The organism is Ralstonia sp. NFACC01 (assembly GCF_900115545.1).
GTDB classification, from domain to species: Bacteria; Pseudomonadota; Gammaproteobacteria; order Burkholderiales; family Burkholderiaceae; genus Ralstonia; species Ralstonia mojiangensis.
Map to the genome: position 1 here is coordinate 47404 of NZ_FOWV01000004.1, position 26662 is coordinate 74065.

Here is a 26662-nt window from a genome sequence, read left to right on the forward strand (position 1 = left end):
TTATATTTTTTATATTTTCAGCGCTGAAAGTCGACCATACTCCCCTCTCAAGAGGGGGATACATCGCCGCTGGAATTTGGGAGCATCGAATGCGGAATGTTAAGTTTTTCCAAAGAGTTGCCGATTACCACAGAAGTCGCGCAGAACAACAATAATCATTACAGCGACGGCGGCATCACGCCGCAACACGCCGACAGCAAGGGATTGCACTCTGAGCTGTCGCAATACGCACCGGGGGCCATCATGCTGCAACGTCTATCGGATGACGCAGAATTCCATCGACTCGTCGATACCATCTACGAGGCGGTACTCGAGCCTGCGCAGATGCCGATCGCCCTGGCCCTGCTCTCCGTCTACGCCGGCGCCGAAAGCGCACACTATTTCGTCTGGGACAAGCACACCGACACGCCGCGTCACGGCGTTTCGTCGGGCTGGTGTCAGCATTGCCCGCAGCAAGGTCACTGCAACGCCTTCTGCCAAGACCCGCAACTGCTCAGCGCAGCACAACCTGAAGAAACGTCGACGGCATCGATGACGCTGATCGACACGCCGGACATGCGCGTCACGATGCGCCTGCGCACGCGCGAGGACGATGCATCGGAAGTCGGCGCCCTTGAGCGCGAGACCCGCCTGCAGCGCGTGCTGCCTCACCTGCAGCGGGCAGCGCGCATGCAGCAGCGCCATCTGGAGCTGAACGAACTCGCCGCACTCGGCATGGCCGGGCTGGATACGCTGGACTTCGGCGTGATGGTCATCGAACGCACCATGCGCGTGAAATACGCCAATGCCTGGGCGCGCACGATGACGACAGAAGACGACCGTTTGTCTCTCGATGGCAGCGTTCTACACTCAGCAGATCACACGCACGACACTGCGCTGCGCAACCTCATCGAACATGCCGCGGGGTCGCTGGGCGTGCAGGGCGCGGCCGGCTCGTGGATGTACCTGGCGCGCGATGGCCGCCCGGTGCCTTTCATTGCTACGCCGCTCGCACCTTCCGATGCAATGCGTTCGGCCTGGGCTTCGCCGCTGGCGCTGGTGCTGGTAGGCAACTCCGAGGCCCGCTCGGTCATGGACGCCGGCGTGCTCGCCTCACTCTTTGGGCTGACCAACAAGGAATGCATCGTCGCTGCGCGGCTGGCCGCAGGTGAAACCCTGCAGGAAATTGCCGAGCGCGAATTCCTCTCGCTGCACACGGTCCGCGTGCATATCCGCGACATCCTGCGCAAGACCGGCACACACCGGCAGTCTGAACTGGTGCGCCTGCTGCATCTGTTGCCCAGCGTCGATCTGGAACGTGCAGGCGCCGCCACTCCGGCTTCACGCCGCCGAGGCCGCCTCAACGCCTGAGCGCGCGCGATTTTCCTCCCCACTTCATTTGAGTTCGGACGCCCAATCACGGGCGTCTAGCCATCCGCGTATACCCGGCTCACGTTTCGGCGGTTTCTGCCGATCCTTCAAGACAGGCGTGGCGCCGTGATGCTTGCCTGATGCGAAGCGGTAGCGGCGAATGATCCCGACGCATTCTGTGAATAGCGCGCAACAAACGCACCTTTTCACGGCCTGAAACGACAGGTTTTTGCGCTATCCTCGCCGCAAAACACAGACTAGGCGCTGGTCGTAGATCGGGGGGCCGCGCCGGATGCGCTCGCATGCATAACGATTTCCATATTGCGCTGCTGCTGTTTGCGTGGGTCAGCACGGGGTTGACCACGTTTGCCGCACTGGACGCTGCGACACGTCTGCCGGGGGGGTCGACGATCGCAAAACGCCGCAACTGGCGCATCGCCTGCGCGGCCATTCTTGGCATGGGGTTGTGGTCGGGGCTTTGGCTCGGCCAGCTTGGCTTGCATCGGCAGGTCGGCACGCCCATTTCCGCGCCGATAGCGGCGACACTCATGACGGCGCTGGCAGCATCGCTGGCGGCTTTCTCTATCGTGCTGCCGGACACGTCGTCCTCCAATGGCGCACAGGCTCCGCAACGACGCAGCATTGCCATGGCGGCCGTGGCGCTTGGCATCGGTTTGTTGACGATGGAGCTGTATCTGACACGCCCCTGGGCGCATGACGAGGCCTTGCCGCTGCGCCGCGCCCTGCTTGGCTGGGGCGGCGGCGCGCTGGTGCTCGGCGCAGGCGTGTGCCTGGCGATGTGCATGGCGTTTCATATGCCTGCGGCCCAGCGCCGCGCCGCCGTGGGTTTGCGCGCACGTGCTGCTGCCGTGCTGGCCACAACGGCTGTGCTGTCGCTTGCACTGTGGCCAGGCGCCGCCGCATGGCCGGTCGACGAGTCGGCGATGCATATCGTGCCCATCATCATGCTCAGCGCCGGCGGTGTGTTGATCGCGCTGGGCTTGCATGCTGCGCTGATGATGCTTGAAACCCGCGTCGACTCGGCGCAGGCGCACCTGGAAGCATCGCTGGCGCGCGTGGCAAGTCAGACGCCCCGGCCTCAACTCCATGACACGCTGACCGGTCTGCCGAACCGCCTGCATCTGCGCGAAGCATTAGAGGCGGCAATTCTGTCGTCCACGCGGCGCGGACGTCCGTTTGCCCTCTTCTATCTGGATCTCGACAACTTCGGTCAGATCAACGACCAATACGGCCGCAACGCCGGCGACCGTGTGCTGCAAATCATCGCCGAGCGCCTGCGACAGGCCATTCGCGGCGAAGACACCGTGGCACGGCTTGGCGGCGACGAATTCGGCATCCTTGTTGAAGGTCTGGCACTGCCCGAAGCTGCCGCCACCATCGGTGACAAGCTGCTGTTCCGCCTGCGTGAATCGGTGGAAGTGGAAGGCCGGCGCCTGCGCGCGACCGCCAGCATTGGCGTGGTCGTCCATCCGCACAACGGCGCGACGGCAGACACGCTGCTTGAACACGCCGACACGGCCATGTTCGATTGCAAGCAGTCCACCGGCAACGCCTACCGTTTCTTCGAGCCGCGCCTGAATACCACCGCGCACCGCGTGCTGCAAATCCAACGAGCGCTTTCGCATGCGGCCCTCAACGGGCAACTCTCGGTCTACTACCAGCCGAAGTACGATGCGCGCACGCAGGCCATGACCGGCGCTGAAGCATTACTGCGCTGGAACCATCCGGAGCTGGGCCCTGTATCGCCTGCGGAGTTCATCCCGCTGGCTGAACGCACCGGCACGATCGTCGAACTTGGCGATTGGGTGGTCGAAGAAGTCTGCCGCCAGATCATGCATTGGGATGCCATCGGCATGTCACCGCAGCGCATTGCCGTCAACCTCTCGCCACGGCAATTCCAGCAGCCGGATCTTGTGCAGCGTCTGTCGCAGATCCTGCATCGTTATCAGGTTGCAGCGCATCGGTTGATGTTCGAGATTACCGAGACGGCGGCCATGCGCGATGCCGGCCAGAGCATTGCGGTCATCCGTCAGATCCAGTCGCTCGGCTTTGAGGTGGCCATCGACGATTTCGGCACCGGTTATTCCAGCCTCAGTTATCTGCAGCGCTTTCGCGCCCAGCAGATCAAGATCGACCGCGCGTTCGTCTCTGCGCTCGACGACAACCCGGCCGAGGCGGCTGCCATCATTCGCGCCATTTGCGCGATGGCGCATTCGCTGGACATGACCGTGGTCGCAGAAGGCGTTGAAACCGAAGCGCAAATGCAGGCTCTGGTAAATCTGCAATGCGATCAGGTGCAAGGCTATCTGCTCGCCCGTCCGATGCCGGCCAAGGACTTTCAGGGGTTACTTGGAATCGAATACGCCTGAACAGGAGCCTCGAATAGGCGGCACAGAAAATGCGCCGTTTTGATGTATTCGAGACAACCTTTCGGGAACCTTTCACCTTCATATTCGGAAATATTGGCGAAGAGTTGATGCGATTGCCGAAGCAATGAAGCAGTCACATAAGAAAGGAATTGAGTTGGGATTGCGGAGTTGGTGCACTGGCTTGATTGCAATGCGGCCCAATGGTTTTGCAATGGTTCATATGTTTACGATTTCGACACATCGCGCAAACGCCCGCCCCATGCAGGTTTGCGCAAAGCGCAGTGCGGCGGAAAATCCACGCCGTTGACATGAGGTCTTAACGAAATTCAATTCTCACCTGCAAAGTCGTTATAATGCCCTGGGCTACGGGGAGCGTGCCCATGTTTCAATTGCAAAGTTGAGGAATCCATAATGCCGACTTACAAGGAAATCGTTCAGAAGATCTCTGAACTGCAGCGCCAAGCCGATGAACTCCGGGCAAATGAACAAGCGACGGTGATCGCTGAAATCAAGCACAAGATCGTGGAATACGGCCTGACCGCCGAAGACCTCGGTTTTGGCGCCAAGGGCGCCGTGGCCTCGAAGAAGGCCGGTCGCAAGGTGCCGGTGCGTTATCGCGACAACAACGGCAATACCTGGACGGGTCGTGGCAAGCGTCCGGGCTGGCTGGTAAAGGAGTTGTCGTCGGGCCGGAAGATGGAGGATTTTCTGGTCGCCTGAGCAGCGCTTCATGCGCAGCATTCCGAGCCCGCACAAAGAGGCGCGCCGGAAACCACAAAAGAGAAAGGCCGGCGGATTTGCCGGCCTTTTGCATTTCTGCGCGACTGACGTCCGACGCAGTTACACCTGGAAGCGTCCCACTGCCGTGCGCAACAATTGCGCCTGCTCTTCCAGCGACAGCGCGGCCGCGGCCGCCTGTTCCACAAGCGCGGCATTCTGTTGCGTCACTTCGTCCATTTGATTGACGGCCTGGTTGACCTGTTCGATGCCGGAACTCTGCTCCTCAGACGCCGCAGAAATCTCGCCCATGATGTCGGTCACACGCTTCACGGCAGTCACCACGTCTTGGATCACCACGCCCGCCTCTTCTACGAGTGCCGAGCCGTTCTGCACACGGCCCACCGAATCGCCGATCAGCTCCTTGATCTCCTTGGCAGCGCTCGCTGAGCGTTGCGCAAGGCTGCGCACCTCGCCCGCCACCACGGCAAAGCCACGGCCCTGTTCGCCCGCGCGGGCAGCCTCCACCGCAGCGTTCAGCGCCAAGATGTTGGTCTGGAAGGCGATGCCCTCGATTACGCCGATGATGTCGGCAATCTTCTTGCTGCTTTCGTTGATGCCGGACATGGTCTCGACCACACGCCCGACCACCTCGCCGCCCTTGACAGCAATGTCCGACGCGTTGACGGCCAGCGTGCTCGCCTGACGTGCGTTGTCGGCGTTCTGCTTCACGATGCTCGTCAGTTCTTCCATGCTCGACGCCGTTTCCTCCAGCGACGACGCCTGCTGCTCCGTGCGCTGCGACAGGTCGGCATTGCCGGCGGCAATCTGCTTGGTGGCGCTGGCAATGGAATCCGCCGAGTTCTTGATGTCGCCAATCGTGCCGGTCAGCTGCTGCTGCATCTGCGACATGGCGAAAAGCATACTGTCACGATCGCCCGGGCGGGTCTGCACCCGCAACGCCAGATCACCACTGGCGATGCGCGCGGCAATGTCTGCGGCATAAGCCGGTTCACCGCCCAACTGACGTTGCAAGCCACGCGTCACGGACACTACAACCACGGTCATCAGCAGGCCAATACCGAACAGCAAGCCCAGCGACTGGATCAGCGAGGCGCGGAACGCCGCATCGACATCGTCGATATACAGCCCCGTCGTCATCGACCAATCCCAAGGCTGGTAATACGAGACGTAGGTCAGCTTGGGTTCAGCCTTGTCGCTACCGGGTTTGGGCCACAGATAGCGCACGAACCCACCGCCCGCCTTGGCTGTTTGCGCAATGTCGACGAACAGGTGCTTACCTTCCGGATCCGTTGCACCGGACATATTCTTGCCGACCATCTCGGGCTTGATTGGATGCATAACCGACACGGTGTCGGTTCTGGACAGCGAGAAGTAGCCGTCTGTGCCATAGCGCATGTCTTTCAGCCGCGCGATGGCCTGGGCCTTCGCCTCGTCCACCGTCATCTTGCCGTCCTGCGCCAGCTGGGCGTATTCCTTGATGACGCTGAACGCTGTTGCGCTGACGTTCTGGAGATCGCGTTGCCGCTCTTCCATTCGTACGGTGCGCGCGCCCCATGCACTCCACAATGTAATGACAAGCAGGCACAGCCAACTCAGGACGAGCGGCAGCCACAGCTTCTGACGAAGCGTGAGTCGATTCATCTTCCTTCCCTCCAAGCGTTTCTTGTGTCCGCGCATGGCACAGGTGCTGTTCGCGGCGCTCCCCTGGCGCGATTACACGCGCTCTGCTTGAGCTATCGAACACAAATGCGAAAAACTTGAGTAGGACATGCACTCAAGTGCCAGTTCGCTACTGAGGAAGGGAGAGAAAAAGAAGACGCCTTAGCGCAAGGCGTCAGGATTGATGCTGGGAAGCGTGCCGCCCGTGGACGTCGTGGCGGGCACGGGCGTGGATGTCGATGCCGTTTGCGGTGCGGCAGCCTCAGCAGCCGGATGATCGACAGGCGTCCAGGATTCCCACAAGCCATGGCGACGCAGCGTTTCGGGTGCGTCGACGGAGGCTGAAGAAGACGCCACGGCAAATTCTGCCGAGGCCACCTTTGCTGCCACCTCGATATGCGACCCTGCCATGCGCACGGCATGGCCACCGGCGTCACGCACTGCCACGCCGTGCGCGGCAATCTGGCGATAGCTGCCATCCTTGTGCCGCATACGGAATTCCGCCACGTACGCCGGCGTGTTGCCGTCAACGTGCGCCTGGATGCGATTAAGCACCATGGGCAAATCATCCGGATACACCAGGCGGAGATACTCGCTCGTGCTTGGGCCGATCTCCTTGAGCGTGTAGCCGAGCATGCCGGCAAAGCGCGCGGAAAACTGCGCTGCGCGCGTGACCAGATCGAACTCCCAGAGGCCAACATCTGCACCGTCGAGCAGCAGTTGGTGGCGTGCAACGAGTTCTGCTTCGCGACGACGGTAGCTCTGCTCCAGGTCGTTGAGTGCCTGTACGGTTTCCTTGCGCAGACGAATTTCGCGCGTCGCGATGGCGGCGGCGGTGTCGCCAGTAGCGCGATCCCGATATCCCAGCAGGAAAGCAGCGAGCACCGTTGCAACCGCGCCAATTACCAGCAGCAACTGCAAGCCTGCAGGCGCGTTGCGGGGCATAGCGGAAAGCGTCGAAAACGAGCCGGCGAGCGACGCCGTGTACACCGCATCCACCGTCAAGGCGATGCCAAACAGCACGCTCACAAACAGACTGACGCCTGGGCGGCGTACCGCCACCCCAGTCGCCCCCGAGCGCGCCGAAAACGCAAACTGCAGCGCGGCCGCACACGCCACCGCCGACAGCACCATGACGATGCCGAGCAGCCCAGCGTCTTCCCAGGCGGTGGCGCTGAAGCTCGTCACGCCCGCCAGCAGCAGCACCGCCACCGGCCCGCTCACGCTCAGCAACACGCCGAGCAACATGGCGCGCACCAGGCCTGCACGCCCGCCCAGCACGCACCACAGCGCCGCAACGGCCAGACTCCAGCAGAACGAAGCCAGCGTCATCACAAGCACGGCGGTGTCTTCGTGCAGAGGCCAATGCGCAAGCAGCGGCAGCAGCGGCACCGCCCACAGCCCGACCGCCGAGAACAGCGCTGTCATGACAAGCGGCACGCGTGTGCGCGAGGCCGTAGCACTGCGCAAGTCGTCTAGCAAACGCAGCAGCAAGCTGCCCGCGCCGCATGCCACAACAAATGGCAGCAACGCAGGCAACAATGCGCGCGCCAGCGCACTGATCAGGTGAGCGATGAACGCCTCATCCACGAGGGAGCGTCTCCTGTTGGTTCGAGCCGTTCAATGAATCAACCACGGGTCTGGAAGCCGTCCGGATTCATGCTCTGCCAACGCCATGAGTCTTCACACATGCGCTCGATGCCGTATTGCGCGCGCCACCCCAGGAGCGAGGCCGCCAGTGCCGGATCGGCATAGCACGCTGCAATATCGCCGGGGCGGCGGTCCACGATCTGATACGGCACCGGCTTGCCGCTGGCGCGCTTATAAGCCTCCACAACTTCCAGAACCGAGTATCCACGGCCCGTGCCGAGGTTGACGGTAAAGCCGCGGTTGTCCCGGCGCAGGGTGTCGAGCGCCGACAAATGGCCGCGCGCAAGATCCACCACGTGGATGTAGTCGCGCACGCCCGTGCCGTCGGGCGTCGGCCAGTCGCCGCCGTAAATAGAGAGCTTCTCGCGCTTGCCGACTGCCACCTGTGCCACATACGGCATCAGATTGTTGGGGATGCCGCGCGGGTCTTCGCCGATCAGGCCGCTGTGGTGCGCCCCCACCGGGTTGAAATAGCGCAGATAAGCGATTTGCCAGGCGGCATTGGAAATCTCCAGATCGCGCAGGACCTGCTCGCCCATCACCTTGGTCTGCCCATACGGGTTGGTGGCCGACAGCGGAAACGATTCGGTAATCGGCACGGTATGCGGGTTGCCATACACCGTTGCCGACGAGCTGAACACGAGCTGCCGCACATTCGCATGCGCCATGGCGGCACACAGCGTCACCAGCCCACCCATGTTGTTGTCGTAGTAGGCCAGCGGCTTCTGCACCGATTCACCCACCGACTTGAGCGCCGCAAAGTGAATGACAGCGGAGATGCGGGAACTGGCAAACAGGTCGTCGAGCAGGCGGCGGTCGCGTACATCGCCTTGCACGAACTTCGGCGTCTTGGCGGTGATCTGCTCGATGCGGGACAGCACAGTCGAACTGCTGTTGCAGAAGTTGTCGAGGCCGATCACCTGGTAGCCCGCATCCAGCAGTTCAACCCAGGTGTGCGAGGCGATGTAGCCGGTAGCGCCGGTCAGCAGAATGGTTTCTGTCATGGGGTGCGAGGTATCGAGGAAGGAGAGAGCCAGTGTGCCGGTTTGAACCCGGCATCGTCGTTCTACGCTGCGCCGACCTGCTCCGCAGCGCGCAAAACAGCGCGATCATAACAAAGCCTGCCAACGGCTCGCGGGCAGTTTGCAGCCCTTGTTGTCCAAAGGCACTACGGCTGGCCGTCGGGATGGGCAGCCGCCTGCCACTCAGCATAGGCGGCGCGCAGACGCCATGCCGAAGTCGCATCGCGCAGGCCCAGTGCGTACCCCACCTCAGCAGGGTCCGCGCCTGCGTCGAACAGCGCGGCGGTGTAGCCGTTGCGCAGCGTCTGCGGTGACAGCCGCTCGCTGCGGTGCAGCAACGCCGGCAACGCGGCCAGCCATGCCTCCACGCGCCGGTACACCGACGCGGCGTGCATGACGCGCCCGCCGGAATCGGCAACGAACACGCGCTCGCCCGGCACTTCTGCGTGTGCGCGCACCGCCAGCCAGGCAGCCAACGCTGGGCGTGCAGCTTCAAGCATGGGCGCCTTGTACGACGGGCCGCGCGGGCGCTCGACCGTGATCGCCTCCAGCGCATCATCCACTTGGCGGAGCAGCAGCGATTGCACCTGCGCGACTTTCAGCCCCGCGCCATGGCACACGGCTACGAGTGCGCGGTCGCGCGCCAGCTTGAACGCGCTGGCGTTGACGGCGGCCTCGCTGGCCTGCGCGCCCACTTCCAGTGATGCCTCAATTGCCGCACGTTCAGCCAATGAAAGGAACGTGGTCGGATCGTTCTCGCCTTCGGCCAACTTCTGCTGCACCGCAGAGCTTGCAGGGTTGTGCGTGCCAGTCCGTTGCTGCTCGATCTGATGGAAGACGCGCTCGATCAGGCGCGCGTAGCGGTAGCGATGCAGCTTGGTCAGGCCCGACTCGTCGAGAAACGCAGCGATGTCGTCGGCACTCCAATCGGCCAGCGCGCGCTGGTGCGACTCGGCCCAGCGCAGCCATTTGCGCCACATCGCGCGATACACCGTCGCCGACGATTCGCGATAGCCGCGTGCGGCCAGCCAATGTTCGAAGGCTTGAGCGGGCCGCTCAGCCCAGTCTTGCAGGCTGGGCTGAAACAGATCCGGAACGGGCGTGGCAGGCGGCGTGAACGAGGTCAATGCGGTAGCAGAAATGCAGAAAAACGGGCGCGGGCGGACCAGGGGGTTGGCAATTCGCGTATCCTGCCGAGCGTAACACGCAGCCCATGTATCCCATTGCGGACCCCATCGTGAAGAAAACAGACCTCGAAAAACTCAAGGGCCTCAAGATCGCCAACAACATCAAGCGCGGCAGCCAGCGCACCGGCAAGCCCGGCCAGGGCACCGGCAAGGCGATTCCCCAGAACAAACTCCTGAAAGCCCTGCTCGGCAAGCCCGCGGAAGACGACACGAAGAAGTCGGGAAAATCCTGACACGCAGTCCACACATCTAGAACCCCGCCCTGTTGTTCCAACGGGCGCTTGGGTGCTACCGTCCGGCGCGTTTCCACATCATCGCAGCGCCTGTGCCCTGCGCCGGACATGCCCTCCTCCACGCCCTCCTCGCCTTACCCCCACCTGCTCCAGCCCCTCGACCTGGGCTTCACCACGCTCAAGAACCGCGTGCTGATGGGCTCGATGCACACCGGTCTGGAAGATGGCAACCACTTTGACCGGCTGGCCGCCTACTTTGCCGAGCGCGCACGCGGCGATGTCGGCCTGATGGTCACGGGCGGATTCGCACCCAACATTGCCGGGTGGACAAAGCCCTTTGCCGGGCGCCTCGCCACGCATGGCGCCGCACGCCGCCACCGCACGGTCACCAACGCCGTGCACGAGGAAGGCGGCAAGATCGCCCTGCAGATCCTGCATACCGGCCGCTACGGCTACCACCCATTTGCGGTGGCGCCCACGGCGTTGCGCTCGCCCATCAGCCCGTTCACGCCGCGCGAGTTATCAGCGCGCGGTATCGAACGGCAGATCCGCGCCTTCGTGCGCTGCGCGCAGCTGGCGCGTGAGGCCGGCTACGACGGCGTCGAGATCATGGGTTCCGAGGGTTACTTCATCAACCAGTTTCTCGTCACGCACACCAACAAGCGCACGGACGACTGGGGCGGCAGCTATGCGAACCGCATGCGCCTGCCCGTGGAAATCGTCCAACGCACGCGCGAAGCCGTCGGCAAGGATTTCATCATCATCTATCGCCTGTCGATGATCGACCTGATCCCGGACGGCAGCTCGTGGGAAGAAGTCGTGCAGCTCGCCAAGGCCGTGGAGCGCGCGGGCGCGACCATCATCAATACGGGCATCGGCTGGCACGAGGCGCGCATCCCGACCATTGCGACGAGCGTGCCGCGCGCAGCGTTTGCGTGGGTCACCAAGAAGATGAAGGGCGAAGTCAGCATTCCGCTCGTGACGTCCAACCGCATCAACACGCCCGAGGTGGCAGAGGCCGTGCTGGCCGACGGGTGCGCCGACATGGTGTCGATGGCGCGGCCGCTGCTGGCCGATGCCGATTTCGTACGCAAGGCCGCCACGAACCGCGCGCAGGACATCAACACCTGCATCGCCTGCAACCAGGCGTGCCTGGACCACGCATTCAAGGCCAAGATTGCGAGCTGCCTCGTCAACCCGCGCGCGTGCCATGAGACCGAACTCATCATCCGCCCGACGCCCGCCAAGCGGCGGTTTGCGGTGGTGGGCGCAGGGCCTGCAGGCCTGTCGGCAGCCATCACGCTGGCCGAGCGCGGGCACGCGGTCGATCTCTTCGATGCAGCCCCTGAACTCGGCGGCCAGTTGAACATGGCCAAGACGATTCCGGGCAAGGAAGAATTTCACGAGATGCTGCGCTACTTCAAGCGCCGGGTTGAGGCCACCGGCGTGACGCCCCGCCTGGGCGCGCGCGTGGAAGCGCAGCAACTGCTGGCAGGCAAATACGACGAGATCATCATCGCGACGGGCGTGTCGCCGCGCAATCCGAAGATCCCTGGGCAGGACCATCCGAGCGTGCTGTCGTACATCGATGTGCTGCGCCATCGCAAGCCGGTGGGCAAACGCGTGGCGATTGTCGGTGCGGGGGGCATCGGTTTTGACGTGGCGGAATTCCTCGCGCTTGACGGCCACTCGCCCACGCTGGATCTGCAAACGTGGCGCGCCGAATGGGGCGTGGGAGATCCGACCGAAGTGCGTGGCGGTGTGGATGGCATCCGCCCCGAACCGCAAACACCTGCGCGCGACATCGTCCTGCTGCAGCGGCGTGCCGGCAAACTCGGCGGTGGACTGGGCAAGACCACCGGCTGGATTCATCGCACAAGCCTGAAAAACCTGGGCGTGCGCATGGTGGGCGGCGTCAACTACGAGCGCATCGGCGACGAAGGCCTGCTCGTAAGCTACGGCGAAAAACGCGAAGCGGCCGAATGGCTGCCGGTCGATTCCATCGTGCTGTGCGCAGGGCAAGAGCCGCTGCGAGAACTCGTTGAACCGCTGCAGGCTGGCGGGGCAAAAGTGCACATCATCGGTGGCGCAGATGAAGCGCTTGAGCTCGATGCCAAACGTGCGATCGACCAAGGCACGCGGCTGGCTGCATCGCTGTAGCGCGGGGCCGACTGGATAGCGCGTCGCATGAAGAACTCAGCGTTCGCTTCATGTTTCGCGCTTTCAATGAGAGTTAAAAAAATAGACGCATGAAAGGGCTTTCCTGCGCTTGCTGAAGTGCGCGCCGTGACCTTAGATGCCATTGCGCAAGCCGCCCAACCGGCCATCGGGCCGCAGTAGCACGCAATAGGAAGCGGCACGCCTTGCAGTGGGGTGGGATGGTGCATGGGCACGACCACGGCCATTGCCGGAGGATCGCGCCATGCCTGACCAGCCTTCCAACTCCGGATCATCCGATCTGCTGCGTGCTCTTGGCGCAGACCTATCGACGCATCCGGGTGTGCTCTCCGAGCGCGAGCGCGAATTGCTCGCCAGTCTCGTCACACAGCTCAAGACGCAGACCACCGATCCGAACGTAGGCAACGCGATTCATACCGCGCTGTCCAACACGCTCGGCAAGCGCGCCAGCGATGTCCTCGGTGCAGCCATCGCCTCGCATCTCCTGGGCGCCGGAGGCCGCGTGCCGGTACAGGTCAATCCGGCGGTAGGGCCGGTGGTCGCGCATCCGGTGGCGCCCGTGGTGTCTGAGCCAGGCATCTTTGGCCCGATTGCCCCATCGCCCATCGGCCCCGTCGCGAATGACCCGAGCGGCGGGCCATGGGTGTGGCCGCCGTTGAACCCGCCACCGCTTTTTCCGCCATCCATTCCGCCTGTCCCGCCCAACCCGGGGCCGGGGCCGGTGCCCGTTCCCATCCCCATTCCCATTCCCGTCGATCCACAACCCGTACCGGTTCCCGGCGTACCGCCCTGGTTTCCGATTCCCGTGCCGCCTTCGCTGCCGCCGGACGACCCGTTCTTCCCGCACGGTCCCCAACCCATCTTTCCGCCGATTCCACTCGGCGATCCGGGTGTTCCGCCGCCTCCGGAACCGATTGATCCGGGCGATCCGCAACCGATCGACCCAGGCTGGCCGGGCGACCCCCAACCTGGCGAGCCAGGAAATCCGGAACCGGTCGATCCTGGCGAGCCCGGCCCGGTCGGTCCTGTCGGCCCCGGCGACCCGGGGGACCCCGGCGGCCCTGGCCCTGTTGGGCCGGGAGAACCGACTGGCCCCATCAATCCTGGGCCGGTAGATCCGGGTGGCCCCGGACCTGCGGACCCTGGCAGCCCAGGAGACCCAGGCCCCGTCGATCCGGGCCCCTCAGACCCCGGTTCGCCAGAACCTGGGCCATCCGACCCGGAGGGCCGGTGGAACGGCGTGCTGGATCCTGGCGCGCTCGAATCCATCGTCGACCAGTTCGCCAGCATGGCGGTGTTGCAGCAAGTGGCCGGTGCAGTGGCTGCGGCGGGCGCGCGCTTTGAAACCCAAGTCGTCTACACGCGGTCGATCGAAGCCAGCGAAACCCTGGCTCCTGCGCCGGTGCGCATCCAGGTGCTGCGCGACGCTCCGCAGATCGACAAGCTCCTCGTAGGCCCCGTGGAACGGGCCTTGCCGGGTGCCGCCCGCCGGCTTGCGCCGCGTGCGCGGCAAGTGGGCCGGATTCGTGTGTCCGTGCTCGCGCTGCAGCCCGGTACCAGCACGCGCGTCGATCTGGCCAACCAGCCAGCGCACGCCAACGACGTGGTGCTGGTGGCAACGCTCGGCAGCACGGGCACGACCAATGCATCGCTGCGCATGCTGCGCGGACCGCTGCGCCTGGCGGGTGTCGACCCTCGCCGTGGACAGATCGTGGTACCGCTCTCCACGGGGCGCGCCGTGGTCGTGCCCGCTTTGCGGCCTGCGGAGATCGTCGCCCCTGTCGGACCCAACGCCAGGCCGCTGCTGGTCGCTATCGTGCTGGCCGAGCTTTCGGTCAAGTAAAACGGAGGCCAGCGTGATCGCCCCCATGCTTGACTATCAGCCGGACGTTCTCGCACCGCGCGCAGCGGTGCAGCGCATCCGCGCCCGCGCGATGTCGGATCAGCCGCTGCGTATCAATCCGCGGCTGCGCTTTGGGCAATCGGAGCAAGGCTGGCTGCTGCATGTTGAAGACCCTGACCGTCGCATCGGGCGCACCTTCGCCGTCAGCCCGAATGTCTGGAGCAACCTGCGCCGGATGCAGCCCGGCGACGTCGCCCCGTCAATGGACCCGTTCATGCATAACGTGCTCGTTGACGCTGGCGTGCTGGTATCGGCCGCCCAAATCGATGCCGCGCAGGTGCCGGCGCTCGAAGCCGCGCGGGCGTCGTTCGCACGGGAAAACTATGGCGTGGTGACCGACGCCCTGCACCCGTACGAGGTGGCAGTCTTGCGGCGCTACCTCCGTCACGGCGTACGCTCGGGCGCCATCCGGTTTGGCGACCCGCAAGTGCCGCGCCGATACCGCGCCCACAATGATCCGATGCTGCGAACGCTGCAGGCGCGCCTCACGCCGTTGATCTCGCACGTGGTGGGCGCCCCGGTCAAACCGTCGTACGCCTACCTTGCGGCGTATACGCAGGGCGCGGTCCTGCACCGGCATGTCGACCGGCCGCAGTGTGAATACAGCCTGACGATCGCCGTGGACTACACGCCCGAACCGACGCTCGAAGCCTCGTGGCCCATCCGTCTGGGCCTGCCCGATGCCGAAGTGCTGGTCTATCAAAGCCTGGGCGATGCGCTCGTCTATGCCGGCCCGCGCGTGGTCCATTTTCGTGAGGCCTTGCCCGAAGGACACATCTCGACTTCGCTGCTGCTGCACTACGTCAACCTCAACTTTCGTGGGTCGCTCAATTGAAATTCGAACCACAGCACTTGCCGACGGCATCCTGGCCCGACCTGTTACCGGTGGAACTCGTCCATCCGCCATGGTGGGCGTCATGCGACGAATTCCTGCCGCCCAATGAACTCGAGCTCGTGCGCGAAGCGGCGCTGGCGGACCCGGCCGCATTCCGACCTTCTGCCGTACTCAACGCGGCCGGCGGCGGCGTCGAACTCGACATCCGCAGATCGCGCGTGCGCTACGACGAGCCAACCATCGTGGCGTTGTTCGAGGAGCGTCTGCTCGCCTGTGCCGACAACATCTTCGAGCGCTTGCGCATCGCGCCGTTTCCGGTTCAGCGCCTGGAAGTGCAGCTCACCGTGACTGGCCATGGCGAATTCTTCAAGGTTCACAACGACAACACCCATGCGCAGTTGCGCACGCGCCGCGTCACGTTCATCTACTACTTCCACCGCGAACCGAAGACGTTTGAAGGCGGCGACCTGCGGCTCTATGCATCGCGCACCGATGGCCGGCGCTGGCGCGAAACCACAGATTTCGTCGACATCGCGCCCGTGCAGAATCGGCTGATCGTGTTCCCGAGCTTCCTCATGCACGAACTGCGGCCCGTGAGCGTGCCATCGAGCCGCATGGAGGATGGCCGCTTCACGGTCAACGGGTGGTTCCACAGTTGAGGCCGCTACGGCGGCAGGCCTGTGAAGGATTTGCATCCTGCTTCCGTTTTTACACACACCGCCCCCGCCACGCGCGCGAAGAATGGCGAAATGACAACGTGTGGTGCCGCCGCCCTCTGCTCGGCCCGGTTCTTGCGTGAAAAGGCGCATCACGCACATTCCCAAGAACCGGTTTGTCCAAAAACGTCTCTCCTCAGTCTTCTGCCAACGCAGCGCCGCTGCCCTCGCTCGATCTGGGCCAAACGGCATTCCTCCTGGACTTTGATGGCACGCTCGTCGACATCGCGCCGCAGCCCGATGCCGTGCATGTCTCCGCGCCGCTGCGTGAAACGCTAGCCGCGCTGCACGCCGCAAGCGGGGGCGCATTGGCGATCATCAGCGGGCGCACGGTGCACGACGTGGAGTCTCGTCTGTCGCTGCCGGGGCTCGTCATCGCCGGTGTGCACGGTGCCGAACGCCGCTATGCAGACGGCGGCTTCGTCCGCCTGAACACCGACACCGATGCGCTCGCGCGGCTGGAGAGCGAGTTGCGCGCCGAACTCACACAGTTGTCGACGCAGTTTTCCGGCGTGGTGCTGGAGAGCAAGGGCATCGCTTTCGCCCTGCACTACCGCCACGCACCAGAGGCTGAAAACGCCGTACTGACGGTGGCTGACCGCCTCGCGCGCCGCTATGCCGACCACGTGCGCCTGCAGGCCGGCAAGATGGTTGTCGAACTCAAGCCGCGCGGCGCCAGCAAGGGCGACGTGGTGCACACCCTGATGACCGAGCCGCCCTTCATGGGCCGCACCGTGCTGTTTGCCGGCGATGACCTGACCGATGAAAGCGCCTTCGATGCCGTCAATGCGCTGGAGGGCTGGTCGATCAAGGTGGGCGCAGGCCCGAGCCAGGCGCGCTGGCGCGTGCAAGACGCCGCGGCATTGCGCGCATGGCTGACAACGCTTACGGCCCCGCCCAAGCGAGGTGCCGCATGAGCCGACTCATTGTGGTCTCCAACCGCGTTGCGCCCGTTGCCGAAGGCCAGGGGACGGCCGGCGGCCTGGCCGTGGGTGTGTTCGACGCGCTGCGCGAAACCGGTGGCATCTGGTTTGGCTGGAGCGGTGAAACCGCGACCACCAGCTCGGACACAATCGCGCACGAGCCGAACATCGTCACCAAGGGCAATATCACCTACGCCACCGTCGGCCTGAACCGCAAAGACTACGACCAGTACTACCGCGGCTTTGCCAATGCGACGCTGTGGCCGATCTTCCACTACCGCGTGGATCTCTCACGCTACGAGCGCCAGGAGTACCACGGCTACCGCCGCGTGAATGCGCAGTTTGCGCATCAGCTCAAGGCGCTGGTGCAGCCTGATGACATCCTCTGGGTGCACGACTATCACCTGATTCCGTTTGCTGCGGAGTGCCGCGCGCTGGGGCTGACCAACCGCATCGGGTTCTTCCTGCACATTCCGTTTCCGTCGCCGGAAATCCTGACGACGATTCCGCCGCATGAAGACCTGATGCGGGCGCTCTGTGCGTACGATCTGGTCGGTTTCCAGACCGAGACCGATCGCGTCGCCTTCTACGACTACATCGAGCGCGAGGCGCGGGGCTATATCGAACAGAAGGAACAGAACGGCCCCGTGCACGCCTACGGGCACACGCTGCGTGCCGAGGTCTACCCGATCGGTGTGCACCCGGACGAGATTGCGCAGCAAGCCAAGGCATCGCTGGCGCGGCGCAATCCATTCACGCGGCATGCGAGCCCGCGCGGCGAGCGCGCCGTTGGTCAGGGGCAAGGTCAAGGCCAGCAGCCGCCGAGACTCATCATGAGCGTGGATCGGCTCGACTATTCAAAAGGATTGCCTGAACGGTTCCGAGCATTCGAGCAGTTGCTGGACGATTTTCCGGACCACCGCCGGCACGTGACCTTCATCCAGATTGCGCCAACGTCGCGTCAGGATGTGCAGAGCTATCAGCAGATCCGGCAGCGGCTGGAGGCGGAGTCGGGCCGCATCAACGGCAAGCATTCCGAGCTGGACTGGACGCCCATCCGCTACATCAACAAGCAATACGAACGGCGCGTGCTGATGGCGCTCTTCCGCAGCTCGCAGATCGGCTATGTCACGCCGTTGCGCGATGGCATGAACCTTGTCGCCAAGGAATACGTGGCCGCGCAAGACCCGGAAGACCCGGGCGTGCTGGTGCTCTCGCGCTTTGCCGGCGCGGCGCGCGAGCTGGATGCCGCGCTGATCGTCAACCCGTACGACACGCGCGGCATGGCCGAGGCACTGAACCGCGCATTGACGATGCCACTGGAAGAGCGCAAGGCGCGCTACGCCCACATGATGGATCGGCTGCGGGCCGCCAACCTCACCATCTGGCGCGAGCGGTTTGTAGCCGACCTGCGCAACGCGCCGTCGCAGTAATCAGGCGCGTCAGGCGCCTGCGCTGCCAGTACGCGACATACGCTCGGCGGCTTCCGGTATGTCTGACGATGCGTCGGCCTGGGGCGACAGCATGTCGGCCAATACGGCATTCATGCGTGCCCAGTGCGAACCGGGCCAATAGATACGCCGACAGACATCGCAGGTGCTAAAGAGGCGTTGGCGCTCGCGCACGCGCGGCGGCACGCTGGCGGAAGCCTCTTCCGGGCTTAGCATCCGCAGCAGCACATTGCATTCGAGACAGCGTGAGAACGGCTTGGCCACATCAGCCAGCCGCAGGCGCGTGACGATTTCGCGCATCTGCGCCTGCGGCTCCCGCGCGCGGATGAATGCGCCCCGGCGAATGCCGCGTCGCTTGAGAAGCTCACGGTCACGCGAGAGCACGATCCAGTCTTCGCCCAGGGCCAGCGCTTCGATGGCCGCGTCGGCATAGTTGTTGTCGTAGGCGGTGTCAAAGCCCGCCATGCGCAGCAGCCGAGCCGTGGCCCCCAGGTGGGCGTCGCACAGAAAATGCAGCGGCGCGGTCGGCAACAGGGGCTCCACGGCTGACACGGCAACGTGCCCCCGGCCGGGCAACATGGCCTCCAGCCCCATGGGGGCACCATCCACCAGCACTTGCCCCACTTCGGTATGCGGCACGCCAAGCGCCTCGATGGCGTGCTTGAGCGTGGCGCCCTCTGCCCACGCGCGCACAACGGGATGCCCGCGCAACGCCATCGGAAGAAGCGGCGCCAGACTGGAATCGAACGTGAGGATGACGGTCTGCATGCCTGCCACGATACTCCCAACCCAACATCGGCGCCCTGGCGCCCCGGTTCTCGCGCCAATAAAGATGCGGCGTGACCGGTGAAGTCACGCCGCAAACAGGGAGGAGGAGAAATTCAGTTGGTGCGCGGCTTATGCGCGCGATGCAGCGCCACCGTTCGGATAGCTCGCATCGCCATTCCACGACAGGTAGCCATACGTGTCGGCCTGGCGATCCGCGCCTTGGCTGTACGGATCAAAGCGATCGTTCTTCCACGACAGATAGCCGTAGGTGTCTGCCTGGCGGTCGGCGCCTTGGGTGTATGGGTCGAAGCAGCCCGCCTGCGTCGCGGCCGGTGCGTCAAAGTTGGGCTGGATGGAAGCCGTTGCAGGCTGCGACAGCAGCGCGGCGGAAGCCGATACGGTGGCCACCATAGCCAGGACGGCGCGGCGGGAAAAAGCGGAGAAGAGGCGGGAGTTCATGATCTGTTCCTTGTTCGTTTGCGCTCGTTGTTGCGCTTGGAGGGCAGAATAGATCGTTGCTCCCGTCTGATAAATGCGACTTTGCAGAAATAACTGTTCAGGCGGCGCTAACAATCTGCAGCCGGGGATTTTCCTTGAGCTGCAGGCACGGGTGGTCGGCAAACAGCGTCGCCACCCAGTCGACGAACACCCGCACCTTGGGCGACAGATGCCGGTTGTGCGGATACACCACCGAGATGGGCACCGGCTCGGAAATATGATCCGGCAGCACCTCCACCAGCGCGCCCGACATCAGGTGCTCGTACACCAGGAAGCGCGAGGTCTGCAGCAGCCCCAGGCCATGCAGGCCGCATGCCACGGCCGACTCGGCATCGTTGACGGACACCATGCTGCGCACCTTGTGGATCTGCTTCTGCCCGTCGATCACGAAATCCCAGTCCATGCGGCGGCCATTGCGCGCAGAAAAGTAATTCACCGCTGTGTGGTCCTGCAGGTCTTCCAACGTCAGGGGCGTGCCGCAGCGGGCCAGATATTCGGGCGACGCGCAATTGACCATCGACAGTTGGCCGATGCGGCGCGCGACAAGGCTGGAGTCCTGCAATTCGCCGCCACGCACGGCGCAATCCACGCCCTCCTGCACGAGGTCGACAGTGCGGTCGCTCATGCCGATCTCCAGCTGAAGATCGGGGTACGCCTCGTGAAAATCGCGAATGCGCGGCACGAGCAACCGTTTGCCAATCGACGCAGGCACGTCGATGCGCAGGGTGCCGCGTGCGCCCGATGCGCTTTGTGAAAACGCGGCCTCGGTCTCTTCCAGATCGCCGAGCAGACGCACGCAGCGTTCGTAGTACGCAGCGCCATCGGCGGTGACATTGACGCGGCGCGTGGTCCGGTGCAACAGGCGCACGCCGAGATGCGCCTCAAGGCTTTGCACCAGGTTCGTCACCGTGGCGCGGGGTAACTGAAGGCTGTCGGCAGCCTTGGTGAAGCTGCTGGCTTCCACGACACGCGTGAAAACCTGCATGGCCTGCAAGCGATCCATCTGCGGCTCCTTAAGGACGGACTCCACGGGGCGGGCGCACTGCCCGAATCAAAACGGGCAATGCGCCGGACCTGTGGAATCAAGGGGTCTGCTTGTGCTCGAGAAACGCAACGCGCTCTGAGCATGAGGCGCGATCAGGAAGGCGGCGACTACGGGTTTTCGCAGTGCAACAAGATCGGCCTCGAGCAATGACACTTTGTAGCACAACCGCAAATTTTGATTGTTCGGCTGCAACTAATAGTGATGTCTGATTATAGGCATTTATCCGCGGTCGTCTAATCACCATCATTCAGCCCATCGATATCCGGGTATCCGCAAAGGTAAGCCCCGCCTGACATCATGGGTTCTTCTCCGCCGCGCCTCGTTGTTTCGGATCGCTCGCTGACCAGCGATGCGGCTTCAGCCGCTGTTCGTCCAGCACGGCCGTACGCAACGTCCGCCCCCACAAATGTTGCACTGAATAACAAATTGCGCAGTGCAGCATCCAAGCTGCCTGAGCAAGCTTCTGCGTGCGAGGAAACGGCTGGTGCGGGGCCGCTGCCGCGCGAGGTCACGTCCGAAGACTATTGGACGCAGGGTTACGCCAGCCGCATCCGCCTGCGGGTGTTCCGCCCTGAAATGCACGCCGACGATGCCGCCGCGCCGTTGCGCCGCCCCGGCGTGCTGTACCTGCACGGCGGTGGTTTCGTACGCGGCTCGATTGACGATGCCGATGCGCCGGCGCGCCTCCTGGCCGCCACATTGCCGGCAGTGGTGGTCACGGTCGGCTATTCGCTCGCTCCGGCTGCACCTTTTCCGGCCGCGCCCGAAGATGTGTACGCCGCGCTGTGCTGCATGGCAGACCATGCCGGTGCATGGGGTATTGACCGTCGTCGCATGGCGGTGGCCGGGCATGACGCCGGCGGCAACCTGTCTGCCGCACTCACGATGATTGCGCGCGACCGCGGCGGCCCCAACCTGCGCGCGCAGGTCCTGATCGCGCCGATGCTCGATCCGACCATGGCCCGTGTGCGCCCCGACCACCTGGCCGACGCCGACAACTCGGCCGAAGTCTGCGCCGATTGCTATCGCCAATACCTGCCCCGCCCGACCGAGCGCGTGCACCCCTACGCCGCACCGGTGGAATCGCGCCGCCTGCAGGGCCTGCCCCCTGCCCTGCTGCTCACCGCGCCGCAAGACCTGTTGCGCACGGAAGCCGAGCGCTATGCCGCGTGCCTGATTGAAGCGGGCGTCGTCACGCAAGTCGTGCGCGTGAACGAGGCCTGCCATGACTCGATTGCCATGAGCGCGGTGGCGCAAGACGAGATGACGTGCTTCCTGCGCTGGCACCTCGGGATGACACGTCAAGCGGCTGCGCCACGCAAACGCCGTGCACGTGCGGATCGAAAGGACCGCACCTCCATCGACCCGACCGCGGAGACGCCTGGCTGAACCCATACAACAAGAAACGGAGTGCGAGGCCGCCCGCGTGTTTCTACGCTGCGGCCAAAGCGCTTTTATCCAGTCTTTTTCTCTTTGCTTACCCAACAAAATCGAGAGAGTCATCATGAGCCTGTCCAAACGCACACTCGCCATTTCGGTTGCCGCCGTGCTCGGCGTTGCAGCTGTGGGCACCTACGGTCTGGTCTCCAGTGCCGGCGCATCGCAGCAGCCCGCCGCCGCCCCCGCCGCCACGCCGGTCGATGTGGCGCCGGTCCTGGCCAAGAACGTGGCCGAATGGGACGAGTTTTCCGGCCGCATTGAAGCCGTTCAACGCGTTGAAGTCCGCCCGCTGGTGAGCGGCACCGTCACCGCCGTCCACTTCAAGGACGGCAGCATCGTCAAGAAGGGCGACGCGCTGTTCACCATCGACCCGCGCCCCTACGCTGCCGAAGTCGCCCGCACGCAAGCCGCGCTGACGGCCGCCAAATCGCGCGTGGCCTACACCACGTCGGAGCTGGACCGTGCACGAAAGCTGGTGGCCGACAACGCCATCGCGCGCCGTGAGTTCGAAGAGAAGGAAAACGCCGCACGCGAGGCACAGGCCAACCTGCAAGGCGCCGCCGCCGCGCTGGACGCCGCCAAGCTGAACCTGGAGTACACGCACATCGTGGCGCCGGTCGCAGGCCGCGTGTCGCGCGCAGAAATCACCGTCGGCAACGTCGTCTCTGCCGGTGGTGCTGCGCCGGTGCTGACCACGCTGGTGTCGGTCTCGCCGATGTACGTGGCGTTCGATGCGGATGAGCAAAGCTACCTGCGTTACTCCGAGAAGGCCGCCCAGGGCGCCAAGACCCCGGTCTACATCGGGCTGGCCAATGAAGACGGCTACACGCGCGAAGGCGTGATCCAGTCCGTCGACAACCGGCTGGACGTCCGCTCGGGCACGATCCGCGTGCGCGCCACGCTGGACAACGCCGACGGCCGCCTCACGCCGGGCCTCTACGCCCGCGTGCGCATGAGCACCGGCGCACCGCACGACGCCATCCTCATCAGCGACAAGGCCATCGGCACGGACCAGGACAAGAAGTTCGTCCTGGTGGTGGATGCCGCCAACAAGACGAGCTATCGCCCGGTTGTGCTGGGCGCCTCCATTGACGGCCTGCGCGTGGTGAAGTCGGGCCTGAAGGCGGGTGACCGCATCGTCGTGAACGGTATCCAGCGCGTGCGCCCGGGCGACGCCGTGGCACCCAATACGGTGACCATGGACAGCCTGGTCACCAAGCGCGTGGTGTTGCCCGGTGCACAGCCCGAAGCCCCCGCCGCGCCCGCCGAAGCCAAAGCCGAAACACCCGCCGCGCCCGCCGCCAAGGCCGAAACCAAGCCCGCCAACGCCAAGACCGCAGCCAACGCCCAACGTCTTCCGGCCGACCGCGCCTGATTGCACCGATTGCGCTAAATCGCGACTGAAACTCATCGCTCACAGCCATGAACTTCTCTAAATTTTTCGTGGACCGCCCGATCTTTGCGGGCGTGCTATCCACGCTGATCCTGCTGATCGGGATCATCTCGATCTGGCGATTGCCGATCTCGGAGTACCCCGAGGTCGTACCGCCTTCGGTGGTGGTGCGCGCGCAGTTCCCGGGCGCCAACCCGAAGGTGATTGCCGAGACCGTCGCCTCGCCGCTCGAAGAGCAGATCAACGGCGTCGAGAACATGCTCTACATGCAGTCGCAAGCCAACAGCGACGGCAACCTGACCACGACGGTCACCTTCAAGCTGGGCACCGACCCGGACAAGGCACAGCAGCTCGTGCAGAACCGCGTGTCGCAGGCGCTGCCGCGTCTGCCCGACGTGGTGCAACGCCTGGGCGTGACGACCGTCAAGAGCAGCCCCGACCTGACGATGGTGGTGCACTTGCTGTCGCCCAACGACCGCTACGACATGACGTACCTGCGCAACTACGCCGTGCTCAACGTCAAAGACCGTTTGGCACGGATCAGCGGTGTGGGCCAGGTGCAGCTCTTCGGCTCGGGTGACTACTCGATGCGCGTATGGCTCGACCCGAACAAGGTGGCCGAGCGCGGCCTGACTGCCAACGAAGTGGTCAAGGCCATCCGCGACCAGAACGTGCAGGTGGCAGCTGGCGTGATCGGCGGCTCGCCCTCGGTGCCGGGCACGGATCTGCAACTGTCGGTCAACGCGCAGGGCCGGCTGAAGACCGAGCAGGAATTCGGCGACATCATCCTCAAGAGTTCGCCCGACGGCGCCGTCACGACCCTGCGTGACGTGGCCCGCATCGAGCTGGCCGCATCGGAATACGGCCTTCGCTCGCTGCTGGACAACAAGCAGGCGGTGGCCATTCCGATCTTCCAGGCGCCGGGTTCCAACGCGCTGCAGATTTCGGATGACGTGCGCAAGACGATGGCCGAGCTGAAGGAAGACTTTCCCGAAGGCGTCGACTACCGCATCGTCTATGACCCGACGCAATTCGTCCGCTCGAGTATCGAAGCCGTCACGCACACGCTGCTGGAAGCGGTGGCGCTTGTGGTGCTGGTGGTGATCCTGTTCCTGCAGACGTGGCGTGCGTCGATCATTCCGCTGCTGGCGGTGCCGGTGTCCATCATCGGTACGTTTGGCCTGATGCTGATGTTCGGCTTCTCGATCAACGCGCTGTCGCTGTTCGGGCTGGTGCTGGCGATCGGGATCGTGGTGGACGATGCCATCGTGGTGGTGGAAAACGTCGAGCGGAACATCGCCGAAGGGTTATCGCCACGCGAGGCCACCTACAAGGCCATGCGCGAGGTGAGCGGCCCCATCATCGCCATTGCCCTGACGCTGATTGCCGTGTTCGTGCCGCTGGCTTTCATGACGGGCCTGACCGGTCAGTTCTACAAGCAGTTCGCGCTGACGATCTCCATCTCGACCGTCATCTCGGCCTTCAACTCGCTCACGCTGTCGCCGGCGCTGGCCGCCCTGCTGCTCAAGAGCCATGACGCGCCAAAGGATTGGCTGGCGCGCACGATGGACAAGGGCCTCGGCTGGATCTTCCGCCCGTTCAACCGCGTGTTTGGTGCCGCATCGGAATCGTATGGCCGCAGCACGTCGCGCGTGATCGGCCGCAAGGCAGTGATGCTGGGCATCTACCTGGCCTTGATCGGTGCGACTGCGCTGCTGTTCAACAAGGTGCCGGGCGGCTTCGTGCCGATGCAAGACAAGCAGTACCTGGTGAGCTTCGCGCAACTGCCGGACGGTGCATCGCTGGACCGCACGGAAGACGTGATCCGCCGCATGTCGGACATCGCCCTCAAGCACCCCGGCGTGGAAAGCGCCGTGGCCTTCCCGGGCCTGTCGATCAACGGCTTCACCAACAGCCCGAGCGCCGGCATTGTGTTCGTCACGCTCAAGCCATTTGACGAGCGCAAGACGCCCAACCTGTCGGGCGGGGCAATCGCAGGGCAGCTGAACCAGCAATACGGCGCCATCAAGGACGCCTTCATTGCGGTGTTCCCGCCGCCGCCCGTGCAAGGCCTCGGCACGGTGGGTGGCTTCAAGCTGCAACTGGAAGACCGCGGCTCGGTCGGCTACGAGCAGCTCTTTGCCGCCACGCAGGCCTTCATGGCCAAGGCACGCAAGACGCCTGAGCTGGGCCCATCGTTCTCGAGCTACCAGATCAACGTGCCGCAGTTGAACGCAGACCTGGACCGCGTGAAGGCCAAGCAGCTTGGCGTGCCGGTGACCGATGTGTTCGACACCATGCAGGTGTACCTGGGCTCGCTGTACGTGAACGACTTCAACCGCTTCGGCCGCACGTATCAGGTCAAGGTGCAGGCAGACGCGCCGTTCCGCGCCCATGCAGAAGACATCCTGCAGTTGAAGACGCGCAACGCCGCTGGCGACATGGTTCCGCTGTCATCGCTGCTGCGCGTCTCGCAAGGCTTCGGGCCGGACATGGTGGTGCGCTACAACGGCTACACCGCTGCCGACATCAACGGTGGCCCCGCGCCGGGCTTCTCGTCAGGTCAGGCACAGGCGGCAGTGGAACGCATCGCGCATGAAACGCTGCCCAAGGGTGTGCGCTTCGAGTGGACGGATCTGACGTATCAGCAGATCCTGGCCGGCAACTCGGCCGTGTGGATCTTCCCGATCTGCGTGCTGCTGGTGTTCCTGGTGCTGGCTGCCCAGTACGAAAGCCTGACGCTGCCGCTGGCCGTGATCCTGATCGTACCGATGAGCCTGTTTGCCGCCATGCTGGGCGTGTGGGTCTCGCATGGAGACAACAACATCTTCACGCAGATCGGTCTGGTGGTGCTGGTGGGGCTGGCGTGCAAGAACGCGATCCTGATCGTGGAGTTTGCGCGCGAGCTTGAGCTGCAGGGTCGCACCATCGTGGAAGCCGCCATCGAGGCCTGCCGCCTGCGTCTGCGCCCGATCCTGATGACGTCGATCGCTTTCATCATGGGCGTGGTGCCCCTGGTGGTGTCGACCGGCGCCGGCGCGGAAATGCGCCATGCCATGGGCGTGGCCGTGTTCGCGGGGATGCTGGGTGTGACGCTGTTCGGCCTGTTCCTCACGCCGGTGTTCTACGTGCTGCTGCGCACGCTGGCGGCACGCCGTGGCCAGCGCTCTGAAGATGCACCCGATCGTGATCTGGACCTGGATGGCGCGCTGCCCGTGCCGTCGACCCAGCACTAAGGTCAACACTCATCAAGACATCGTTATGAACGCGTCGACACAAC

Annotated in this window: 20 protein-coding genes; 13 read left to right on the plus strand and 7 right to left on the minus strand. The window is 64.2% G+C overall.

Going from position 1 to position 26662, the window contains the following annotated elements; genetic code table 11:
* Positions 1-96: 96 nt before the first annotated feature.
* The 3 genes from BM136_RS11325 (at position 97) to BM136_RS11335 (ending at position 4460) form a co-directional block, all read left to right on the plus strand.
* The gene (locus tag BM136_RS11325; protein ID WP_092971935.1) at positions 97-1350 is read left to right on the plus strand and encodes a helix-turn-helix transcriptional regulator; all 1254 of its coding nucleotides are present in this window, start codon (positions 97-99) and stop codon (positions 1348-1350) included.
* A 302-nt stretch (positions 1351-1652) separates the two neighbouring features.
* Positions 1653-3740, plus strand: coding sequence for a putative bifunctional diguanylate cyclase/phosphodiesterase (locus tag BM136_RS11330; protein WP_092971936.1), 2088 nt, complete (start codon positions 1653-1655; stop codon positions 3738-3740).
* Positions 3741-4151: 411 nt separating this feature from the next.
* Positions 4152-4460 carry an H-NS histone family protein gene (locus tag BM136_RS11335; protein ID WP_004627393.1) on the plus strand — a complete coding sequence of 103 codons (309 nt, stop codon included), beginning with the start codon at positions 4152-4154 and terminating at the stop codon, positions 4458-4460.
* Positions 4461-4580: 120 nt separating this feature from the next.
* Here the strand turns inward: BM136_RS11335 and BM136_RS11340 are convergent, their stop codons facing one another.
* The 4 genes from BM136_RS11340 to BM136_RS11355 form a co-directional block, all read right to left on the minus strand.
* Positions 4581-6122: a methyl-accepting chemotaxis protein gene (locus BM136_RS11340; RefSeq protein WP_092971937.1), complete on the minus strand. Its 1542-nt coding sequence runs from the start codon at positions 6120-6122 to the stop codon at positions 4581-4583.
* A gap of 180 nt (positions 6123-6302) precedes the next feature.
* Positions 6303-7730, minus strand: a complete 1428-nt coding sequence (locus BM136_RS11345) for a PAS domain-containing protein (protein ID WP_092971938.1) — start codon at positions 7728-7730, stop codon at positions 6303-6305.
* A gap of 38 nt (positions 7731-7768) precedes the next feature.
* Positions 7769-8794 (minus strand): UDP-glucose 4-epimerase GalE, encoded by a 1026-nt coding sequence (gene galE, locus BM136_RS11350; RefSeq protein ID WP_092971939.1) that lies wholly within the window; start codon positions 8792-8794, stop codon positions 7769-7771.
* A 164-nt stretch (positions 8795-8958) separates the two neighbouring features.
* A complete protein-coding gene (locus BM136_RS11355; RefSeq protein WP_092971940.1) occupies positions 8959-9939 on the minus strand; it encodes a tyrosine-type recombinase/integrase in 981 nt (326 codons plus the stop codon).
* A gap of 86 nt (positions 9940-10025) precedes the next feature.
* On the opposite strand from BM136_RS11355, the gene BM136_RS11360 reads away from it, so the two are divergent.
* The 7 genes from BM136_RS11360 to otsA all read left to right on the plus strand — a co-directional run bounded on the left by BM136_RS11360 (position 10026) and on the right by otsA (position 18220).
* Entirely contained in the window at positions 10026-10232 is a 207-nt protein-coding gene (locus BM136_RS11360; RefSeq protein WP_092971941.1) for a hypothetical protein, read from the plus strand.
* A gap of 108 nt (positions 10233-10340) precedes the next feature.
* Positions 10341-12392, plus strand: coding sequence for an NADPH-dependent 2,4-dienoyl-CoA reductase (locus tag BM136_RS11365; protein ID WP_092971942.1), 2052 nt, complete (start codon positions 10341-10343; stop codon positions 12390-12392).
* A gap of 262 nt (positions 12393-12654) precedes the next feature.
* Positions 12655-14253 carry a hypothetical protein gene (locus BM136_RS25160; RefSeq protein WP_139219365.1) on the plus strand — a complete coding sequence of 533 codons (1599 nt, stop codon included), beginning with the start codon at positions 12655-12657 and terminating at the stop codon, positions 14251-14253.
* 13 nt (positions 14254-14266) lie between these two features.
* Positions 14267-15148: a hypothetical protein gene (locus BM136_RS11385; RefSeq protein WP_139219366.1), complete on the plus strand. Its 882-nt coding sequence runs from the start codon at positions 14267-14269 to the stop codon at positions 15146-15148.
* Positions 15149-15165: 17 nt separating this feature from the next.
* A complete protein-coding gene (locus tag BM136_RS11390) occupies positions 15166-15807 on the plus strand; it encodes a 2OG-Fe(II) oxygenase (RefSeq protein ID WP_175537117.1) in 642 nt (213 codons plus the stop codon).
* Between the two features lie 173 nt (positions 15808-15980).
* Positions 15981-16781 (plus strand): trehalose-phosphatase, encoded by an 801-nt coding sequence (gene otsB, locus BM136_RS11395; RefSeq protein WP_092971948.1) that lies wholly within the window; start codon positions 15981-15983, stop codon positions 16779-16781.
* Complete coding sequence (gene otsA / locus BM136_RS11400; RefSeq protein ID WP_024978667.1) at positions 16778-18220, plus strand: alpha,alpha-trehalose-phosphate synthase (UDP-forming); 1443 nt, start codon at positions 16778-16780, stop codon at positions 18218-18220. Before otsB ends, otsA begins: the two co-directional genes overlap by 4 nt.
* 9 nt (positions 18221-18229) lie before the next feature.
* Here the strand turns inward: otsA and BM136_RS11405 are convergent, their stop codons facing one another.
* The 3 genes from BM136_RS11405 to BM136_RS11415 all read right to left on the minus strand — a co-directional run bounded on the left by BM136_RS11405 (position 18230) and on the right by BM136_RS11415 (position 20507).
* Positions 18230-19006 (minus strand): Mut7-C RNAse domain-containing protein, encoded by a 777-nt coding sequence (locus tag BM136_RS11405; protein ID WP_092971949.1) that lies wholly within the window; start codon positions 19004-19006, stop codon positions 18230-18232.
* Between the two features lie 129 nt (positions 19007-19135).
* Positions 19136-19465, minus strand: coding sequence for a hypothetical protein (locus BM136_RS11410; protein ID WP_092971950.1), 330 nt, complete (start codon positions 19463-19465; stop codon positions 19136-19138).
* A gap of 97 nt (positions 19466-19562) precedes the next feature.
* On the minus strand, positions 19563-20507 hold the full coding sequence (locus BM136_RS11415; protein WP_092971951.1) for a LysR family transcriptional regulator: 945 nt from the start codon (positions 20505-20507) through the stop codon (positions 19563-19565).
* Between the two features lie 339 nt (positions 20508-20846).
* On the opposite strand from BM136_RS11415, the gene BM136_RS11420 reads away from it, so the two are divergent.
* The 3 genes from BM136_RS11420 to BM136_RS11430 all read left to right on the plus strand — a co-directional run bounded on the left by BM136_RS11420 (position 20847) and on the right by BM136_RS11430 (position 26618).
* Entirely contained in the window at positions 20847-21938 is a 1092-nt protein-coding gene (locus BM136_RS11420; protein ID WP_092971952.1) for an alpha/beta hydrolase, read from the plus strand.
* A 115-nt stretch (positions 21939-22053) separates the two neighbouring features.
* On the plus strand, positions 22054-23364 hold the full coding sequence (locus BM136_RS11425) for an efflux RND transporter periplasmic adaptor subunit (protein ID WP_092971953.1): 1311 nt from the start codon (positions 22054-22056) through the stop codon (positions 23362-23364).
* A 47-nt stretch (positions 23365-23411) separates the two neighbouring features.
* Positions 23412-26618: an efflux RND transporter permease subunit gene (locus tag BM136_RS11430; protein WP_092971954.1), complete on the plus strand. Its 3207-nt coding sequence runs from the start codon at positions 23412-23414 to the stop codon at positions 26616-26618.
* Positions 26619-26662 lie beyond the last annotated feature (44 nt).

Excerpts from the sequence above, each read along its gene's own strand:
- BM136_RS11325 (WP_092971935.1), top strand. The coding sequence starts at position 97 with ATGTTAAGTTTTTCCAAAGAGTTGCCGATTACCACAGAAGTCGCGCAG.
- BM136_RS11330 (WP_092971936.1), top strand. The coding sequence starts at position 1,653 with ATGCATAACGATTTCCATATTGCGCTGCTGCTGTTTGCGTGGGTCAGC.
- BM136_RS11335 (WP_004627393.1), top strand. The coding sequence starts at position 4,152 with ATGCCGACTTACAAGGAAATCGTTCAGAAGATCTCTGAACTGCAGCGC.
- BM136_RS11340 (WP_092971937.1), bottom strand. The coding sequence starts at position 6,122 with ATGAATCGACTCACGCTTCGTCAGAAGCTGTGGCTGCCGCTCGTCCTG.
- galE (WP_092971939.1), bottom strand. The coding sequence starts at position 8,794 with ATGACAGAAACCATTCTGCTGACCGGCGCTACCGGCTACATCGCCTCG.
- BM136_RS11360 (WP_092971941.1), top strand. The coding sequence starts at position 10,026 with ATGTATCCCATTGCGGACCCCATCGTGAAGAAAACAGACCTCGAAAAA.
- BM136_RS11365 (WP_092971942.1), top strand. The coding sequence starts at position 10,341 with ATGCCCTCCTCCACGCCCTCCTCGCCTTACCCCCACCTGCTCCAGCCC.
- BM136_RS25160 (WP_139219365.1), top strand. The coding sequence starts at position 12,655 with ATGCCTGACCAGCCTTCCAACTCCGGATCATCCGATCTGCTGCGTGCT.
- otsA (WP_024978667.1), top strand. The coding sequence starts at position 16,778 with ATGAGCCGACTCATTGTGGTCTCCAACCGCGTTGCGCCCGTTGCCGAA.
- BM136_RS11405 (WP_092971949.1), bottom strand. The coding sequence starts at position 19,006 with ATGCAGACCGTCATCCTCACGTTCGATTCCAGTCTGGCGCCGCTTCTT.
- BM136_RS11410 (WP_092971950.1), bottom strand. The coding sequence starts at position 19,465 with ATGAACTCCCGCCTCTTCTCCGCTTTTTCCCGCCGCGCCGTCCTGGCT.
- BM136_RS11415 (WP_092971951.1), bottom strand. The coding sequence starts at position 20,507 with ATGGATCGCTTGCAGGCCATGCAGGTTTTCACGCGTGTCGTGGAAGCC.
- BM136_RS11420 (WP_092971952.1), top strand. The coding sequence starts at position 20,847 with ATGGGTTCTTCTCCGCCGCGCCTCGTTGTTTCGGATCGCTCGCTGACC.
- BM136_RS11425 (WP_092971953.1), top strand. The coding sequence starts at position 22,054 with ATGAGCCTGTCCAAACGCACACTCGCCATTTCGGTTGCCGCCGTGCTC.
- BM136_RS11430 (WP_092971954.1), top strand. The coding sequence starts at position 23,412 with ATGAACTTCTCTAAATTTTTCGTGGACCGCCCGATCTTTGCGGGCGTG.